The organism is Cognatundibacterium jejuense (genome assembly GCF_014284255.1).
GTDB classification, from domain to species: domain Bacteria; phylum Pseudomonadota; class Gammaproteobacteria; order Burkholderiales; family Burkholderiaceae_D; genus Undibacterium; species Undibacterium jejuense.
Window position 1 is genome coordinate 231433 of sequence record NZ_JACOFV010000004.1, and the last position, 17668, is coordinate 249100.

The following is a 17668-nucleotide window of genomic DNA, read 5'->3' on the forward strand; positions in this document are numbered from 1 at the left end:
ATTGACGTGGTGTAATTATTGATATTGATTCCAGTGCATCTTGCGTTCGTCATTTGCTTCTTTGAGTAAATGGCGAGCGTGATCTTTTTCAGCTTCGGTCGCATTTGCTTTATCAGTCAATTCCATGGCTAACGCTTGAATAGCTGGTGGGAAATCTCCTTTTGCTGAAAGCTCTAACCAATGATGAGCAAGGGCAGGGTCTTTAGTAATACCTTCTCCACGAGTATAGGCGTTTGAGAGTAAAAACATGGCTTGTGCGTTGCCTTGTTCGCTTGCTACCTGTAACCAATGTATCGATTGTTCCAAATTAAGCGGTACGCCTTCCCCATATTTACACATGCGAGATAGCATGAAGCTTGCTTTATCATTATTTTGGCGCGATGCGCCTGCGTACCATTTCCACGCTTCAGTATAATTTTGCTTTAATCCTAATTTGGATTTGTAATTTGCTTCTGCGTAAAAGAATTGGGCGCCAGCGTCGCCACCTTCGGCTGCTTTTTTGAACCAATCAGCCGCTTCTTTTTGTTTGTCTTTATTTGCTGCAAGTGTTATCGCTAATTCTCTTTGCGCAATTGCGTTTCCTTGCATTGCCCAGGATGTCAACGTTCGGATCGCGTCTTGTTGCTGGCTCTGCAACGCTAGTATTCCCATGGATTCAATTTCAGCGTTAGTCGGATTTTGCTTGACTGGTGGGTTGCAGGCGCTGATTGTGAGTGGAATGAGTATTAAAGCTATTAAATGTAAAATTGTTTGCATTATCTGTAGAACTAAAATAAGCGTGCCCTCAAATAAATGAGAGCACGCTATGATCACTCAATTTAAGTCATGAGCAGAGTACAGTCTTTTTTAAGCTTATTTGCTTAAATCGATTCCGTATCGCACCCGGCCTTTTGCGTCTGGCGTTGAACCTTCACTGATGACGTTCGAAGGTGCGAGTGATGTTTTTCCTGGAGCGGAATTTAAATAGACTGCACCTGCGGTTGGAAATTTAACAAAGCTCCAGCTACGATCAGAGCCGTTATTTTTCTTGGTAACAGTCTTCAGAGTAGAAATATACTTGCTGACAACCGCTTGGTTAGCATCTGGCGAGCTGATGATCGTTTTGCTGCCATCGATACCAGGGAAGCCGCCACCGCCACTTGCACGATAATTATTGGTGGCAACAATGAAGTCGTCAGTATCTGCGACCGGTTTTCCTAAATATGTCAATGAAGCAATGCGGCTATTTACAGGGTTTCTGACGTCGATTGTGTATTGCAAAGCATTGCCAGTTGCATAAAATACGTCGTAGTTGTACACCGGAAATACTTCGGTTAACAGGTTCTGATCTGCTGTTGAGCTAGGGTTGATCTGGGTAAATTGGCTAGCTGTTGTTTCTAACCATTTTTTCAGATCTGAACCTTTGATCTTCACAGCTTGTACAGTGTTGTTGCCATATAAATACAGGTTACCTGGATCACGAACTTGCAGTGTGACGGGTGCTGCTGAACTTGCTTTTGGTGCTACGTCAGTAAAATCAGATAATCCATTGCGACCTGCTTTGAATGGCGCTGCGCAAGAGATAACTGGGATCGACTTATAGCTAGCAAGCGTTGCATCTTTTGAGTTTGCAATGAAGTTCTTTACATAGTCTATCTGTGCTTGATTAACGATTTGCAGTGCGCTGGAATCACCCAACATCGCAAAGTAAGTTTGCATTTCAAAATCAGTAGTCGCGCCTAACGATTGCGTTGCATACGCGATAGTGGCCTGATGTTCTGGGTCGATCAAAGCTGTAATTGCTGGGTCAGCGGCCACTGGATTAATGCCATCAACATATTTTAAGCCACGGGCTTCGACATTTGTCTGATCCTTTTGAATTACCCATTTGCCACCTTGGTATTTCAACACCATTTGGATAATGCCCAAGCGTTTGCCCCAGCTTTCAGCCATCACAGCAGGGATGCCGTTGACCAGGCCTTTAACGGTATCGACACCTGGTAAGTTCGCAAGTGTCGCGTCAATTACAAATGGCTTTGCTGGGTTCGCAGGCGCTTCTTTTGGCAATGGGAATGCCAGGTGGGAGTGTCCAAGCATCAAGGCATCAATGCCGGTTGTACTCAGATAAAGGCTACCATTTTCCATTTTTGGGCTGTATTGAGCCGCGTCCAGACCGCCATGTGACAGAGCGACGATAAGATCGGCACCTTTGCTGCGCATTTCCGGAACGTATTTATTCGCTGATTCGACAACGCCATTTACGGCAACCTTGCCAGCTAAATTCTGTTGATCCCAATCTAAGATCTGCGGTGGAACGAAGCCCATAATGCCTACGTTCAGCGTCACACTTAATGTTGTTCCGTCAGGAGCGGTTGCGCTGAATTTCTTCGGAATGATGGAGTATGGATTGAAAATTGGTGCTTGTGTTGTGGCGTTAACCACGTTTGCTAACACAACTGGGTAGGATGGTGCGCCGCAGTTGTTTGGTGCCGTGATGCCTGTTATGCCAAAGTTAGTATTGGTGATTTGACTTAGAAAGCCCAAGCCGTAATTGAACTCATGATTGCCGACACCACCACCGTCAAATTTGAGGGCATTCATGACTTTATGAATACCCATTGTGCTGTTGCAAGGTACTGGTGATGCGACCGCTTGATAGTCACCTAACAGAGTACCTTGAATATTGTCGCCATCATCAAGTAAAACATTGTTCGGATTTTCCTGGCGGGCACCACTGATCAATGTAGATGTGCGCTCCAGACCGAATGTTGGGTCGTCCTTCAAAGCGTAATAATCATAACTACGTACATTTTGGTGCAAATCCGTTGTTTCCAAAAGTGCCACTTTTAACGTGGTGCCTTCTGGAATTTGCGGGGAGGGGGTGCTGCTTCCGCAAGCTGCGAGGGCTAGAACGGTAAGTGATGGCAACCACGTGGTGTTCTTCATATTTTCTCTTTTAGTAGGTGCGCAATCGTTTGCGCATTAAGTTAAAATAATTTTTTTGAAAATGAATTGCTTCAAATACATGAAAGCTGCGCAATTATCTGCATCTAATGTTTCAGCTTGATGACAAAAAATAAGTTATTTTTGATAATAGAATAAAATGTTAAAAAAGTTTAAATGATTTTTTAATTTCAAAAAGGTACTTTAAATAGCGTGAATATTTTTATTTGAAAGCATTGTAAAGTTTCTGCTTTTTTACCAGCAATTTCTACTGTTCACCTCTATAATCCGGCATCAGTCTTTGTTGACTAAATTTCAGAATCTTCCTTTTTTTTACGGTAATTTTATGTTTCGTGTTCGCAACTTAAGTCGCAAAGTCGGTTGTTTAAAAGATTCGCGTGGTCGTTTATTTGCGTTGCGAATTAGAGACCTTCCTCAGCAAATATTGGCGATTTTTTCGCCGCTCAAGGTGTCCGCTCGCTTGTCCGCTTGTGCATTTTTACTTGTCCTTAGTGCTTGTGCCAACGCACCCGAGCAGGTTGCTGCCCCAGTTATACCAGCGGTGACGCCAATAAAAGCCCCAAGAACAGTTAAAATTGGCTTGGCTTTAGGTGGTGGGGCGGCGCGTGGATTTGCGCACATAGGCGTGATCAAAGCACTCGAATCGCAAGGAATTTATCCTGACATTATTGTCGGCACCAGTGCGGGTAGTGTGGTTGGCTCTATGTACGCCGCGGGAAATAATGGTTTTGCTTTGCAAAAGATGGCATTGGAAATGGATGAGGCAACGATTTCCGATTGGTCGTTGCCTATGTTTGCCAAATCAAGCGGTGTGTTAAAAGGCGATGCTTTGCAGGCATATGTCAATCGTATGGTTGGACAGCTTGCTATAGAAAAGTTAAAAAAGCCTTTCGGCGCAGTCGCAACAGATTTATCAACGGGTAAGGCGGTTTTATTTCAGCGTGGAAATACGGGGGCGGCTGTGCGTGCATCTTCAGCGGTGCCAGCTGTTTTTCAGCCTGTTGCTATTGGTGGTAGGCAATATGTTGATGGTGGCTTAGTGGCGCCAGTTCCAGTGAAATTCGCACGGGATATGGGGGCTGATTTAGTGATTGCGGTGAATATTTCTCAGCAACCAGAAGGTCAAAATGGCAGTAGTACGATAGACATTCTATTGCAAACGGTAACCATCATGGGGCAGAGTATCAATCAATATGAGCTTAAGCAGGCTGACGTAGTGATACGACCAGAATTGTCTAATATGAAGGGTAGTGATTTTGCCGGAAGAAATTTAGCAATATTAGCGGGCGAGCGTGCAGCTATGGCTGCAATTCCTGAATTGAAGCAAAAGTTGAAAGCCATGCAGGAGCATTGAGGGTGATGCTGTAATGTGATAGCTTGAGTTGGCTAAAAGGAGTTGTTACATTCCCCGATTAGATTAGATTCGATTTGGATCGTACGTTTTACTGTTTGCTTGCATCTTCATTGATGCGGCGTGCGCCGTTAAAACGCTTTTTCCAGTACGCGAGATCCATGCTCTCAACCCGAACCTGTCCACCTGCAGAAGGAGAGTGGATAAATTTATTGTCGCCCAGGTAGATTCCTACATGTGAAAAGCCACGTTTTAATGTGTTGTAAAACACCAGATCGCCTGGCTGTAAATCTTTTTGGTCAACATTTTCGCCGACGCGGCTGATTTCGGCGGCCGTGCGTGGTAAGTTTTCTCCTACGGCATCTTTGAAAACGAGGCGCACAAAGCCACTGCAGTCGAGCCCGTTTTCAGGTGTATTGCCACCACGTTTGTAGCGTATGCCCATGAAATCCATCGCCTTCAGTGTTAAATCGGAGGCGCGTTGTCTGATTTCTTGTAATTTGCTATAGGCGGTAGAGGATTCCGGGAATGGGTTGTCATTTGCCCATGCTTGGGTGCTGGCGGCGACTTGAAAAATGGCCGCGATAAGGACTAATTTGGCATTTCTTTTTATTTGGGAAACGTTTGTTAGCATCTTTGCACTCAGGAAATAAAACCGCTTCACTTTAAGCGAAGTTTTAAACAATGTAAACCTTTAGGTTAAATAAGCCTTGTTTAAACGTATAGATTTAAAGTAATTTATTTTAATTAAAACACTTTTTACACTCAAGTTTTTGGTCATCGCGTACAATCGCCGCACCGTTAAAAAGGGAGCTAATGATGCAAACTAAACCTATACTTACCCTCGAAGATGTAAAAAAAATTGCTGCAGCGGCTGAGGCTGAAGCGCTGGCAAATAACTGGGCGGTAGTTATCGCTATTGTGGATGATGGCGGTCATCTGATGTGGTTGCAACGTTTAGATGGTGTGGCGCCAATTTCTGCGCATATTGCCCCAGCGAAAGCAACTACTGCTGCGCTTGGTAAGCGCGAGTCAAAAATTTATGAGGATATTATTAATAATGGTCGTTTTTCTTTTTTAAGTGCGCCATTGATTGAAGGTATGCTCGAGGGCGGTGTTCCGGTGATGGTTGATGGTTATTGTGTTGGGGCAGTTGGCGTGTCTGGTGTGAAGTCTGCGGAAGATGCTCAAATTGCGAAAGCTGGTATCGCCGCTTTAGGACTCTGAGAGTAGTGGGTTGATATAGGGTGGGTTATCATTTCTGATTGTGATCCACTCTCCGGTGTGATGTGTTCTTTGAGTTTAAGTGTCCGACCTTTAAATTTGGCTCTGATTTTGACCTGTTTTCGATTGCCTGGTAGGGGTTTTTGGGCTATAATTCGAGGGTTTAACTAATTCGAAATCTCGCCGTAGCGCCTACCCAATTCCACATCGCTCCATCATCTTTTTTCAGGTCGCACGGCATCCGTTCGGCTTGTGTGAAAAACGACAGCTTGGGGCGTCGCAGCGGCGGTAACAATACAGGAGTTGCCCTTGCTGCCCATTCCGCAGTCCCTTCTTCGTTCCGGTCAGAGTACCGCTATTTTAGCTCTCGCCGATGGAACAATATTTACTGGCTATTCTATCGGTGCTACCGGTCATACAGTTGGTGAAGTTGTTTTTAATACTTCCATGACAGGCTATCAGGAAATTCTGACTGATCCTAGTTATAGTTCTCAAATCGTAACGCTGACTTACCCGCATATTGGTAATACTGGCATTAATTCTGAAGACGTTGAGTCTGAAAAAATTCATGCGGCAGGTTTAATCATCAAAGATTTACCAATGCTGGTCTCCAATTTCCGCTCCGAACAATCCCTCTCTGACTATCTCATTTCCCAAAATATCGTTGCAATTGCTGGTATTGACACCCGCAAATTGACGCGTATCTTGCGTGAAAAAGGTGCTCAGGGTGGTGCAATACTGGTCGGTAAAGATGCTGAAAAAGCGATTGCTCTGGCAAAATCTTTCCCCGGCTTGTCAGGCATGGATTTAGCAAAAGTGGTTTCCTCTACCCAGTCCTATGAATGGACTGAAGCTGAGTGGGTGCTCGGTCAAGGTTATGGCCAACTGTCGAACCCACAATTCCATGTTGTCGCTTTTGACTTCGGTGTTAAGCGTAATATCTTGCGCATGCTGGCGGAACGCGGTTGTAAAGTTACAGTGTTGCCTGCGCAGTCTAGTGCGGCCGATGTGTTGGCGTTAAATCCAGATGGCGTATTTCTGTCGAACGGCCCCGGGGATCCTGAGCCATGCGATTACGCCATTGCTGCGGCAAAAGAATTGATAGAAAAAGGCATTCCTACTTTCGGTATTTGCCTTGGTCATCAAATCATGGCGTTGGCTTCTGGTGCTAAAACGCTGAAGATGAAGTTTGGTCATCATGGTGCAAATCATCCGGTACAAGATCTGGATACTAAGCAAGTGTTGATCACTTCGCAGAATCACGGTTTTGCGGTGGATGCTGCATCTTTGCCAGCAAATTGCCGGGTGACGCATGTATCTTTGTTTGATGGTTCTTTGCAGGGTTTCGCTCGCACCGATAAACCAGCGTTCTGCTTCCAAGGCCATCCTGAAGCATCGCCAGGTCCGCATGATATTGCGTACTTGTTTGATCGCTTTACGGCACTGATGAGTGCAGCAAAATCACAGGCTAAAACAGGAGAATAATAAAAATGCCAAAACGTACCGACATAAAAAGCATCTTAATTATCGGCGCTGGTCCTATCATCATTGGCCAGGCGTGTGAGTTCGATTACTCTGGTGCGCAAGCGTGTAAAGCGTTGCGTGAAGAGGGATATCGCGTTATTTTGGTCAATAGTAATCCAGCGACCATCATGACGGATCCGGAAATGGCTGATGTGACTTACATCGAGCCAATCACCTGGCAAGTGGTTGAGCGTATTATTGACAAAGAACGTCCAGATGCGATCCTGCCGACCATGGGTGGTCAGACGGCGCTCAATTGCGCACTCGATCTGCATCGTAATGGCGTGCTGACAAAATACAACTGCGAATTGATTGGCGCTTCACCAGAAGCCATCGATAAAGCAGAAGATCGTCTCAAATTCAAAAATGCGATGACCAAAATTGGTCTTGGCTCTGCGCGTTCCGGCGTTGCACATTCCATGGATGAAGCCTGGACAGTGCAAAAAGATGTTGGCTTCCCAGTTATTATCCGTCCTTCATTTACAATGGGTGGCACTGGTGGTGGTATTGCGTACAACCCAGAAGAATTTGAAACCATTTGCAAGCGCGGTCTGGAAGCATCCCCAACCAACGAATTGCTGATCGAGGAATCTCTGATCGGCTGGAAAGAATACGAGATGGAAGTGGTTCGCGATAAGGCGGATAACTGCATCATCGTTTGTTCTATCGAAAACTTGGATCCGATGGGCGTGCACACGGGTGACTCGATTACCGTTGCTCCAGCGCAGACGCTGACAGACAAAGAATACCAAATCATGCGTAACGCCTCTTTGGCGGTATTGCGCGAGATTGGTGTGGATACTGGCGGCTCTAACGTACAGTTCTCGGTTAATCCTGCTGATGGTCGTATGATCGTCATCGAGATGAATCCACGCGTATCGCGTTCATCCGCGCTGGCATCCAAAGCAACTGGTTTCCCGATTGCGAAGATCGCTGCCAAGTTAGCAGTGGGCTTTACGCTCGATGAATTACGTAACGAAATCACTGGCAGCGCAACGCCAGCATCGTTTGAGCCATCGATCGATTATGTTGTAACCAAAATTCCTCGTTTCGCGTTCGAAAAATTTCCGCAAGCAGATAACCGCTTGACTACCCAAATGAAATCCGTTGGCGAAGTGATGGCGATTGGCCGCACCTTCCAGGAGTCCTTCCAAAAAGCCCTGCGCGGACTGGAAGTCGGTGTTGATGGCATGAATGAAAAAACGCAGGATCGTCAAACACTGGAAAAAGAATTGGGCGAACCAGGCCCAGATCGTATCTGGTACGTTGGCGATGCGTTTGCGCAGGGCTTTACTTTGGATGAAGTGCATCAATTGACGCACATTGATCCATGGTTCCTGGTACAAATCAAAGATATCGTTGATATCGAATTGTGGTTGGATGAGCAAGAGTTGGCTAGCATCGACAAAGACATGATGTTGAAACTGAAACAAAAAGGTTTCTCTGATCGTCGCCTGGCAAAATTATTGCGTACGACAGATACCGTGATTCGTGACATGCGCCGCGCAATGAACGTGCGTCCGGTCTATAAGCGTGTTGATACCTGTGCAGGTGAATTTGCGACGAACACAGCCTACATGTATTCCACGTATGAAGATGAGTGCGAATCACAGCCGACTGATAAGAAAAAGATCATGGTATTGGGTGGTGGTCCAAACCGTATTGGTCAGGGTATTGAGTTCGATTATTGCTGCGTTCACGCCGCATTTGCGATGCGCGAAGATGGTTACGAAACCATTATGGTCAACTGCAATCCAGAAACTGTTTCCACTGACTATGACACCTCAGATCGTTTGTACTTTGAGCCGTTGACATTGGAAGATGTATTAGAAATCGTCGACAAAGAAAAGCCAGTCGGTGTGATCGTTCAATACGGTGGTCAGACGCCTTTGAAATTGGCGCTGGATCTGGAGGCGAACGGTGTACCTATCGTTGGTACATCGCCAGACATGATTGATGCAGCTGAAGATCGTGAACGTTTCCAAAAAATGTTACAAGACTTAGGCTTGCGTCAACCACCAAATCGTACTGCACGTACTGAGGCAGATGCCTTGGTATTGGCGCAAGAAATTGGTTACCCATTGGTGGTTCGCCCATCTTACGTACTTGGTGGCCGTGCGATGGAAATCGTGCATGAGCAGCGTGATCTTGAGCGTTACATGCGCGAAGCAGTTAAAGTTTCTCATGACTCGCCTGTGTTGCTCGATCGCTTCCTGAATGATGCAATCGAAGTTGACGTTGATTGCTTGTCTGACGGTGAGCGTACGTTCATTGGTGGCGTGATGGAGCATATCGAGCAAGCTGGTGTGCACTCCGGTGACTCCGCATGTTCACTGCCGCCATATTCGTTGTCACAAGAAACGATCGCTGAACTGAAGCGTCAGACTGCTTTGATGGCAAAAGGCTTGAATGTTGTTGGTTTGATGAATGTGCAGTTCGCGATTCAGCAGCAAGATGGTAAAGACGTAGTGTTCGTGTTGGAAGTGAACCCACGTGCTTCACGTACTGTTCCCTACGTTTCTAAGGCAACAGGCTTGCAACTGGCGAAGATCGCGGCACGTTGTATGGTCGGTCAATCCCTTGATTCTCAGGGTATTGGCGCAGAAGTTGTGCCGCCTTACTTCAGCGTCAAAGAAGCGGTGTTCCCGTTTGTGAAGTTCCCTGGTGTTGATACGATTCTCGGACCTGAGATGAAATCGACTGGTGAAGTCATGGGTGTTGGCAAAACCTTCGGTGAAGCTTTCGTTAAATCCCAATTAGGTGCTGGTGTAAAATTGCCAACTTCTGGCAAAGTATTCCTCAGTATCAAAAACAGTGACAAGCCGCGTGCAGTCAAAGTGGCAAAGGATCTGGTTGAGTTGGGCTTCACTGTGGTTGCAACTCGCGGTACCGCAGCGGCGATTTCAGCAGCTGGAGTTCCGGTGACGATCGTCAACAAAGTGGTTGAAGGTCGTCCGCATGTGGTTGATATGATCAAAAACAATGAAATCGCTCTGGTAATTAATACGGTAGAAGAAAAACGCAACGCGATTGTTGATTCGCGCGCGATTCGCACATCGGCTCTGATTGCTCGCGCAACGACGTTCACGACTATCGCTGGCGCTGAAGCAGCGGTGGAAGGTATGCGTCATTTAAGCGAATTGAATGTTTATGATTTACAAGGTCTGCATAAGACTTTAAACTGATAAAAAACACAGTGTCGGCAAATGTGAGTTTGTCGATGTTGAATCTTTGATACAGAGGTCACATAAGGCATCGGTCAGGCTGGTGTTGGATGTGACCTCTGTATTTTTACTTTTATAAGTGTGAATGAAATGAGTACAGTACCTATCACCAAATTCGGTGCAGAATTGTTAAAAAAAGAATTGCACAATTTGAAAACCAAAGAACGCCCAGACGTGATTAATGCAATCGCTGAAGCACGCGCGCAAGGTGATCTATCAGAAAATGCTGAATATGATGCTGCAAAAGAACGTCAGGCATTTATTGAGGGACGAATCGCAGAGCTGGAAGGTAAGCTGGGTTCCGCACAAATCATCGATCCAACAACCTTGGATGCGGAAGGTCGGGTAGTGTTTGGTTCTACTGTGCACCTCGAAGACTTAGAGAATTCGCAAAAAGTCAGTTACCAGATCGTCGGTGAAGACGAGGCGGATATTAAATTGAGTAAAGTATCAATCACATCTCCGATTGCACGTGCATTGATTGGTAAATATGCGGGTGACGTCGTAGGTGTGCAAGCGCCAGCGGGTGTTCGTGAGTATGAAGTATTGGATGTGCTGTACGTCTGAGTTTAAATAATCCGTGATGAAGTTTGTCTCATCGCGGATTATTGTCTGGCAAAACCGGGCACATTGAGTGAAGTTAATTTCAGTTCCCGACCATTTTCATGGTCGGGTAGTGTTACAGTGCGGGTCTGCGGCTACATTGCAGCGTCACTGCTGTAAAAATCAGGAATTCCCTAAAGCTGATTTTTTGGCGCTTGTTTGGCGCGGTTTTGCGCGTTTGACGTTGCCGCCTTGAGTAACGCGTTCGTTACCTTTTACCATGACTTTAGATACTGTTGGCTTTTTAGTGCCACTTGGACTAGGCTTGACGATAGTAACTTCGCGCATGCCACGACCTTTTTTGACGAGCTTGGTTTCTTTGGTGCCTTCAATCTTTGGACGGTAAATCACCAAAAGTTTTCCGATATGTTGCACTGGTGCGGCTTTGAGCTCTGCGCAGATGGTATCGTACATCGCGATACGTGCTTCGCGGTCGTCGCCGAAAACGCGAACTTTAATTAAACCATGGGCATTTAAGCCGGCGTCAATTTCTTTGATGACGGAAGGTGAAAGTCCTGCTTCACCAATCAGGACGATAGGTTTCAGGGCGTGAGCTTCGGATCTGAGTTCGCTTCTTTCGGCGGGAGTGAGTTTTAACATAATTTTTCCTTGTGCATCCAACGGTTGCACGATAAATACATCCCCTGACGTCAATCAGTCAGGAAATGCATAGTTTTCCTTTAAAAGCAGTATTTTACGCGAATGGCAAAGAATAAATTCAATCAAAATTGGGTTCACGATCATATAAATGATCCTTATGTGAAACTTGCACAAAAAGAAGGCTACCGCGCGCGCGCCGTTTACAAGCTAAAAGAGATTGATGAGTCTGAGAAACTTATTCGTCCAGGACAGATTATCGTCGATTTAGGGGCAACACCGGGTAGTTGGTCTCAATATGTACGAAATAAGCTCGCTGGTAAAGAGGGCGGGGGTATCGACGGCGAAATATTTGCACTTGATCTTTTACCTATGGAGCCTATTGCTGACGTTCAATTTATTCAGGGGGATTTTCGTGAGAACGAGGTTCTTGATCAATTGGAGTCTAAACTAGTCGGACGTAAGCTTGATCTTGTACTATCAGATATGGCGCCGAACTTATCTGGTAACTCAACGGTGGATTCTGCCAGAGTCGAGTACATCATCGAATTAGCTGTCAGTTTTGCTAAGGCACATTTAAAGCCGACTGGTTCGTTGCTTGTGAAGTGCTTCCATGGACCTAGTTATAATAATATTATTAATATGTTCAAAGATGAGTTTAAAGTTGTCTTGAATAAGAAGCCTAAGGCGAGCAAAGATAAATCGTCAGAGATATTTTTGCTTGGCAAAGGGTTGAAACATCCTGAGTAACTGAATGATGAGCGCACTGCGGTGTGTGGGGGGGGTCTCATTTATTCGACCCTGAAACACATCTCTATGTGTGATTTTATTAAGTTCCATATTTTTACTCTTGATAATCCTCAATGTTGCCAGCATATGCTGGCTAGCAAGCTCTGCCTATTGGGGGTAGAATGACTGATTACAGTATCAAATGGCGTAACCTGCGCCCAAGGAGTTCTCGTGAATAATATGTTTTCAAAAGCGGCTATATGGGTAGTTGTTGCCATGGTGCTTTTTATGCTTTTCAAAGAGTTTGGCGGAAAAGCCGGTACCTCTGGTATGGCCGCAGTGCCGTATTCCGAGTTTTTGGACGAAGTTAAAGCGAAGCATATTAAAGAAGTGACGATCGACGATTCTACCCGTACCGTAACAGCAGTAACGACTGAAGGTAAAAAAATCAAGTCGCAAGGTACTATCTTTGATCGTGGTTTGGTTGGTGATTTAGTTGCTAATGGAATTAAGTTTGATAGTAAACCTGCGGAAGAGCAATCGTTCTTATCGCAAGTGTTTATTTCCTGGTTCCCAATGCTGTTGCTGATTGGCGTCTGGATTTTCTTTATGCGCCAGATGCAAGGTGGCGGCAAGGGTGGAGCGTTCTCGTTTGGTAAATCCAAAGCACGTATGCTGGATGATGCGAACAATAATGTGACTTTTGCTGACGTTGCTGGTTGCGATGAAGCCAAAGAAGAGGTAACTGAGGTTGTTGATTTCTTACGCGATCCGACCAAATTCCAGAAGCTCGGTGGACGTATTCCACGTGGCGTATTGATGGTTGGTCCTCCTGGAACAGGTAAAACATTGTTGGCACGTGCGATCGCTGGCGAAGCCAAAGTCCCATTCTTTACTATTTCCGGTTCTGATTTCGTCGAAATGTTTGTGGGTGTTGGTGCGTCACGCGTTCGTGATATGTTTGAAAATGCTAAAAAGCACGCACCTTGTATTATTTTCATCGATGAGATTGATGCTGTTGGTCGTCATCGCGGTGCCGGCATGGGTGGCGGTAATGATGAGCGCGAACAAACACTGAACCAGATGTTGGTTGAAATGGACGGCTTTGAAGCGAATTCTGGCGTCATCGTAATCGCTGCAACTAACCGTGCTGACGTACTTGATAAAGCCTTGTTACGTCCAGGTCGTTTTGATCGTCAGGTTTCGGTGGGTTTGCCAGATATTCGTGGTCGCGAGCAAATCTTGAATGTTCACATGCGTAAAGTACCCATCTCTGCTGACGTTAAAGCAGATATTCTGGCCCGTGGTACTCCAGGTTTCTCTGGCGCCGATTTGGCGAATCTGGTGAATGAAGCTGCACTGTTTGCTGCGCGCCGCAATAAGCGTCTGGTAGAAATGATGGACTTTGAAGATGCGAAAGATAAAATCTTCATGGGACCTGAACGCAAATCAATGGTCATGCGTGAAGAAGAGCGTCGTAATACTGCTTATCATGAGTCTGGTCATGCCGTTATTGCGAAGCTGATGCCTAAAGCCGATCCAGTACACAAAGTGACGATAATGCCACGCGGTTTTGCGCTCGGTCTGACGTGGCAGTTACCTGAGCATGATCAGATCAGCGGCTACAAAGACAAAATGTTAGAAGAGATTTCTATTCTTTTTGGTGGTCGTATCGCTGAGGAGATTTTCGTAGGTCAAATGTCGACTGGTGCATCAAACGATTTCTCTCGTGCCACCAAGTTGGCGCGCTCTATGGTGACCCGTTTCGGTATGTCGGACAGCATGGGAGTTATGGTTTACGAAGATAATCAGCAAGAAGGTTATTTTGGTATGGCTTCGAAAACCATTTCGGAAGCGACACAGCAAAAAGTCGATGCTGAGATTCGTTCTATTCTCGACACCCAATATGCACTTGCGCGTCGATTGCTGGAAGAGAATCGCGATAAAGTTGAGGTAATGACTAAGGCCTTGCTGGATTGGGAAACCATCGATGCTGATCAGGTAAACGACATTATGAATGGCGTCGCTCCTCGTCCTCCTAAGCTCGGGCAGTCTACCGGTCGATCTTCATCGGACAATAGTTCTGGGGGCGTTTCTCCGAACGCGACTGCACCAGCCTGATTTTTCATGTTTCTGAGTTAAGCTTTTAATATAAGGTGAGGAGCGATCCTCGCCTTTATTTTTTTTATGACTGATTATTTTCAATGTGGGCGTTATCGCATTCCTTTGCGAAACGATGATTGTAAGCCGCTGGTGATGGGTATTTTGAACGTCACGCCGGATTCATTTTCTGATGGTGGCAAGTTCCTTGATTTGGATAGTGCATTATCGCGCGCCGAACAGATGATAGAGGACGGGGTTGATATTATCGATATCGGAGGAGAGTCCAGTCGCCCGGGATCTCAGGCTTTGTCACTTGATGAGGAATTGCGCCGCGTCATGCCAGTAATTTTTGCTTTGCGCGATTGTGGCAAAGCCTTGTCTATTGATACGTATAAGCCAGAAGTGATGAGAGAAGCCATATTGGCTGGTGTGGATATGATTAATGATATCCAAGGCTTTCGTTCACCGGAGGCAATTGCTGCTGTTGCTGAAAGTGACGTTGGGCTGTGCATTATGCATATGCAAAATGTGCCTTCGAATATGCAGTCATCTCCAGCATATGTTGATGTAGTTACGGAGGTGAGGGGCTTTTTAGGCGATAGAGTAAGGGATTTGTTGGATGCCGGTGTTCCGCGGCAAAATTTATGTGTCGACCCGGGCTTTGGTTTTGGCAAATCGTTGTTGCATAATATCGCGCTATTTAAAGATATCCCTAAAATGGCGCATCAATTGGACTTACCGGTGTTGGTCGGCGTATCAAGAAAAACAATGATCGGTGAAATGACCGGTCGAGTAACTGAAAAACGTTTGGCTGGTAGTCTTGCGGCTGCCTTATCCGCCGCAAATATGGGAGCAAAAATTTTACGGGTTCACGATGTTGCTGAAACTGTGGATGCGTTAAAAGTTTGGCGAGCAATGCTCGTTTGAAAAAAGAGAATTGGACATTAAAAATGACAAGAAAATATTTTGGTACTGATGGTATTCGTGGCAAAGTTGGTGTTGCTCCAATTACTCCTGACTTTGTAATGCGTTTAGGCTATGCCGCAGGCAAGGTGTTGGCGCAAACCGGTCAACCTGGAGAGAAACGCCCAACCGTATTGATTGGCAAAGATACGCGTATCTCTGGTTACATGCTTGAAGCCGCTCTGGAAGCTGGTTTTGCTGCGGCAGGTGTTGACGTGATGTTATCTGGTCCTATGCCGACACCTGCAGTAGCTTACCTGACACGCGCATTGCGCCTGTCGGCAGGGGTGGTTATCTCCGCATCTCACAACCCTTATTACGATAACGGTATTAAATTTTTCTCTGCACAGGGAAATAAACTTCCAGATGAAGTTGAGCTCGCTATTGAGGCACAGTTGGATTTACCGATGGAATGCGTGAGCTCCGATCATTTGGGTAAGGCACAGCGCTTACGTGATGCGAATGGTCGTTACATAGAATTCTGTAAGAGCACCTTCCCATCGGAATTAGACTTGCGCGGCATTAAAATCGTTGTCGATTGCGCGCACGGTGCAGCGTATGATATCGCGCCACATGTATTTCACGAGCTCGGTGCGGAAGTTATTGCTATAGGCAATACGCCAACTGGTATGAACATTAACGATAATGTTGGTGCAACTTCACCTGATGCACTCTCAATTGCGGTGCGCGCTAACCATGCAGATTTGGGGATTGCTCTTGATGGCGATGCGGATCGTCTGATTATGGTCGATCGTCACGGGAAAATTTATAACGGCGATGAATTGCTTTATCTGATGGTGATGGATAGGCTTGCTATCGGTTCGGTTCCTGGTGTGGTTGGGACATTAATGACGAATATGGCCGTTGAAATTGCCTTAAAAGATTTGGGTGTGGGTTTTGCCCGCGCCAAAGTCGGTGATCGCTATGTGCTGGAGCAATTGCGTGAACGTGATTGGTTATTGGGTGGTGAAGGTTCTGGTCACTTATTGTGTCTTGATAAGCATTCAACCGGTGATGGCATTGTCTCTGCATTGCAAGTTTTGTCTGCTTTGCGCCGCAGTGGTAAAACTTTGGATGCGTGCTTTGATAAGCTGCAACTATTCCCGCAGGTACTGTTAAATGTCCGCGTCTCTCCTGGCTTTGATTGGCAGAAAAATGTTCTTTTGATGCAAGAGAAAGACAAAGTAGAGGCTGAGCTATCTGGTCGTGGTCGCGTATTGATACGTGCCTCCGGAACCGAGCCATTGTTACGCGTGATGGTTGAGGCGGACGACGGCGAGCTTGCTAGCGCCAGTGCGCGTCGTTTGGTTGCTTGCATCGAAAAAATTTAGCAGATATTAGCTTCAGATCGCAGTCTATTCTTGAAACTGGGGCTGTAAACATGTAGTATTCAGCCTTCAGTTTTCTTGCTCTGATAGAGTGCGAAATAAAACTGACCATAGCTCAGTTGGATAGAGCACGAGCCTTCTAAGCTCGGGGTCGCAGGTTCTTATTACAGGTTGATCCAAGTGCGTATTACAATTGTGATGAAATAAATTCCGCCCTTAGCTCAGTTGGATAGAGCAACAGCCTTCTAAGCTGTAGGTCACACGTTCTTATTACAGGTTGATCCAAGTGCGTATTACAATTGTGATGAAATAAATTCCGCCCTTAGCTCAGTTGGATAGAGCAACAGCCTTCTAAGCTGTAGGTCACACGTTCTTATTACAGGTTGATCCAAGTGCGTATTACAATTGTGATGAAATAAATTCCGCCCTTAGCTCAGTTGGATAGAGCAACAGCCTTCTAAGCTGTAGGTCACACGTTCTTATTACAGGTCGATCCAAGTGCGTATTACAATTGTGATGAAATAAATTCCGCCCTTAGCTCAGTTGGATAGAGCAACAGCCTTCTAAGCTGTAGGTCACACGTTCGATTCGTGTAGGGTGGACCAAAAATCATTTAAAATCAGAGACTTAGGATTTTAGCTTTTGTCTATGATTATTTCTTTTTATTACTTTTGTTAAACAAAAGTAATTTCCTCCTTGAATCTCCTCAAAGCGTTGACTATTCTTCCCTGGTGCACATTGAAGATTGAATGGGATTCAATATGGAACCGAAGGGCATTCGAAGTAAGAAAAATGTCACTCTTATTGTTTACGAAAAAGAGGGGCGAACCGCTTACAAGCTGCTTGGTCCAAGCGGCGAGGTTCCAGCATTTACTTTCTTTGCTGATAGTCTAAAAAATTGCTCACTCAATACTCGCAAGGCTTATTGCAGAGATTTGGCCAGTTTTTATGAGGCGAATTCTAGGATGAAGTGCAATTTATGAACGGTATCGGTTAATGAGGGCAAGATGCGATAGCATTTGTGCCTTTTTGACCGGCCAGTCGAAATTGCATAATGAACTACACACATCTCACCCAAA

The 17668-nt window shown here is 45.7% G+C and carries 13 protein-coding genes and 4 tRNA genes; 13 read left to right on the forward strand and 4 right to left on the reverse strand.

Translation table 11 applies throughout. From position 1 onward, the window contains the following. Positions 1-15 precede the first annotated feature (15 nt). Entirely contained in the window at positions 16-756 is a 741-nt protein-coding gene (locus H8K32_RS06520) for a tetratricopeptide repeat protein (protein WP_186911669.1), read from the reverse strand. 96 nt (positions 757-852) lie between these two features. Continuing rightward, positions 853-2925, reverse strand: a complete 2073-nt coding sequence (locus H8K32_RS06525; protein WP_186911670.1) for a bifunctional 2',3'-cyclic-nucleotide 2'-phosphodiesterase/3'-nucleotidase — start codon at positions 2923-2925, stop codon at positions 853-855. 343 nt (positions 2926-3268) lie between these two features. Between H8K32_RS06525 and H8K32_RS06530 the strand changes: the two genes are divergently transcribed. After that, positions 3269-4297 carry a patatin-like phospholipase family protein gene (locus H8K32_RS06530; RefSeq protein ID WP_186911671.1) on the forward strand — a complete coding sequence of 343 codons (1029 nt, stop codon included), beginning with the start codon at positions 3269-3271 and terminating at the stop codon, positions 4295-4297. 88 nt (positions 4298-4385) lie between these two features. Here H8K32_RS06530 and H8K32_RS06535 read toward each other — a convergent pair whose 3' ends face one another. Beyond that, positions 4386-4928 carry a C40 family peptidase gene (locus H8K32_RS06535; protein WP_186911672.1) on the reverse strand — a complete coding sequence of 181 codons (543 nt, stop codon included), beginning with the start codon at positions 4926-4928 and terminating at the stop codon, positions 4386-4388. Between the two features lie 185 nt (positions 4929-5113). Between H8K32_RS06535 and H8K32_RS06540 the strand changes: the two genes are divergently transcribed. The 4 genes from H8K32_RS06540 (at position 5114) to greA (ending at position 10833) form a co-directional block, all read left to right on the forward strand. After that, positions 5114-5521 (forward strand): GlcG/HbpS family heme-binding protein, encoded by a 408-nt coding sequence (locus H8K32_RS06540; RefSeq protein ID WP_186911673.1) that lies wholly within the window; start codon positions 5114-5116, stop codon positions 5519-5521. 315 nt (positions 5522-5836) lie between these two features. Continuing rightward, positions 5837-7003, forward strand: a complete 1167-nt coding sequence (gene carA / locus H8K32_RS06545; RefSeq protein WP_186911699.1) for a glutamine-hydrolyzing carbamoyl-phosphate synthase small subunit — start codon at positions 5837-5839, stop codon at positions 7001-7003. Between the two features lie 5 nt (positions 7004-7008). Beyond that, positions 7009-10227 carry a carbamoyl-phosphate synthase large subunit gene (gene carB / locus H8K32_RS06550; RefSeq protein WP_186911674.1) on the forward strand — a complete coding sequence of 1073 codons (3219 nt, stop codon included), beginning with the start codon at positions 7009-7011 and terminating at the stop codon, positions 10225-10227. 129 nt (positions 10228-10356) lie between these two features. Continuing rightward, the gene (gene greA, locus H8K32_RS06555; protein ID WP_186911675.1) at positions 10357-10833 is read left to right on the forward strand and encodes a transcription elongation factor GreA; all 477 of its coding nucleotides are present in this window, start codon (positions 10357-10359) and stop codon (positions 10831-10833) included. A gap of 159 nt (positions 10834-10992) precedes the next feature. Here greA and H8K32_RS06560 read toward each other — a convergent pair whose 3' ends face one another. Next, complete coding sequence (locus H8K32_RS06560; RefSeq protein WP_186911676.1) at positions 10993-11469, reverse strand: YhbY family RNA-binding protein; 477 nt, start codon at positions 11467-11469, stop codon at positions 10993-10995. 102 nt (positions 11470-11571) lie between these two features. Here H8K32_RS06560 and H8K32_RS06565 point away from each other — a divergent pair, with 102 nt between their 5' ends. From H8K32_RS06565 to H8K32_RS06600, 8 genes are all read left to right on the forward strand, one after another. Next, positions 11572-12216, forward strand: a complete 645-nt coding sequence (locus H8K32_RS06565; RefSeq protein WP_186911677.1) for an RlmE family RNA methyltransferase — start codon at positions 11572-11574, stop codon at positions 12214-12216. Between the two features lie 210 nt (positions 12217-12426). After that, on the forward strand, positions 12427-14316 hold the full coding sequence (ftsH, locus tag H8K32_RS06570; protein WP_186911678.1) for an ATP-dependent zinc metalloprotease FtsH: 1890 nt from the start codon (positions 12427-12429) through the stop codon (positions 14314-14316). Positions 14317-14382: 66 nt separating this feature from the next. After that, positions 14383-15225 (forward strand): dihydropteroate synthase, encoded by an 843-nt coding sequence (gene folP / locus H8K32_RS06575; protein ID WP_186911679.1) that lies wholly within the window; start codon positions 14383-14385, stop codon positions 15223-15225. Positions 15226-15248: 23 nt separating this feature from the next. After that, positions 15249-16592 (forward strand): phosphoglucosamine mutase, encoded by a 1344-nt coding sequence (glmM, locus tag H8K32_RS06580; protein ID WP_186911680.1) that lies wholly within the window; start codon positions 15249-15251, stop codon positions 16590-16592. A 207-nt stretch (positions 16593-16799) separates the two neighbouring features. After that, positions 16800-16874 (forward strand) — tRNA-Arg (locus H8K32_RS06585). A gap of 31 nt (positions 16875-16905) precedes the next feature. Continuing rightward, positions 16906-16980: transfer RNA gene (locus H8K32_RS06590), tRNA-Arg, on the forward strand. Between the two features lie 31 nt (positions 16981-17011). Further along, a tRNA-Arg gene (locus tag H8K32_RS06595) sits at positions 17012-17086 on the forward strand. A gap of 31 nt (positions 17087-17117) precedes the next feature. Further along, positions 17118-17194: transfer RNA gene (locus tag H8K32_RS06600), tRNA-Arg, on the forward strand. The last annotated feature ends 474 nt before the right edge of the window (positions 17195-17668 follow it).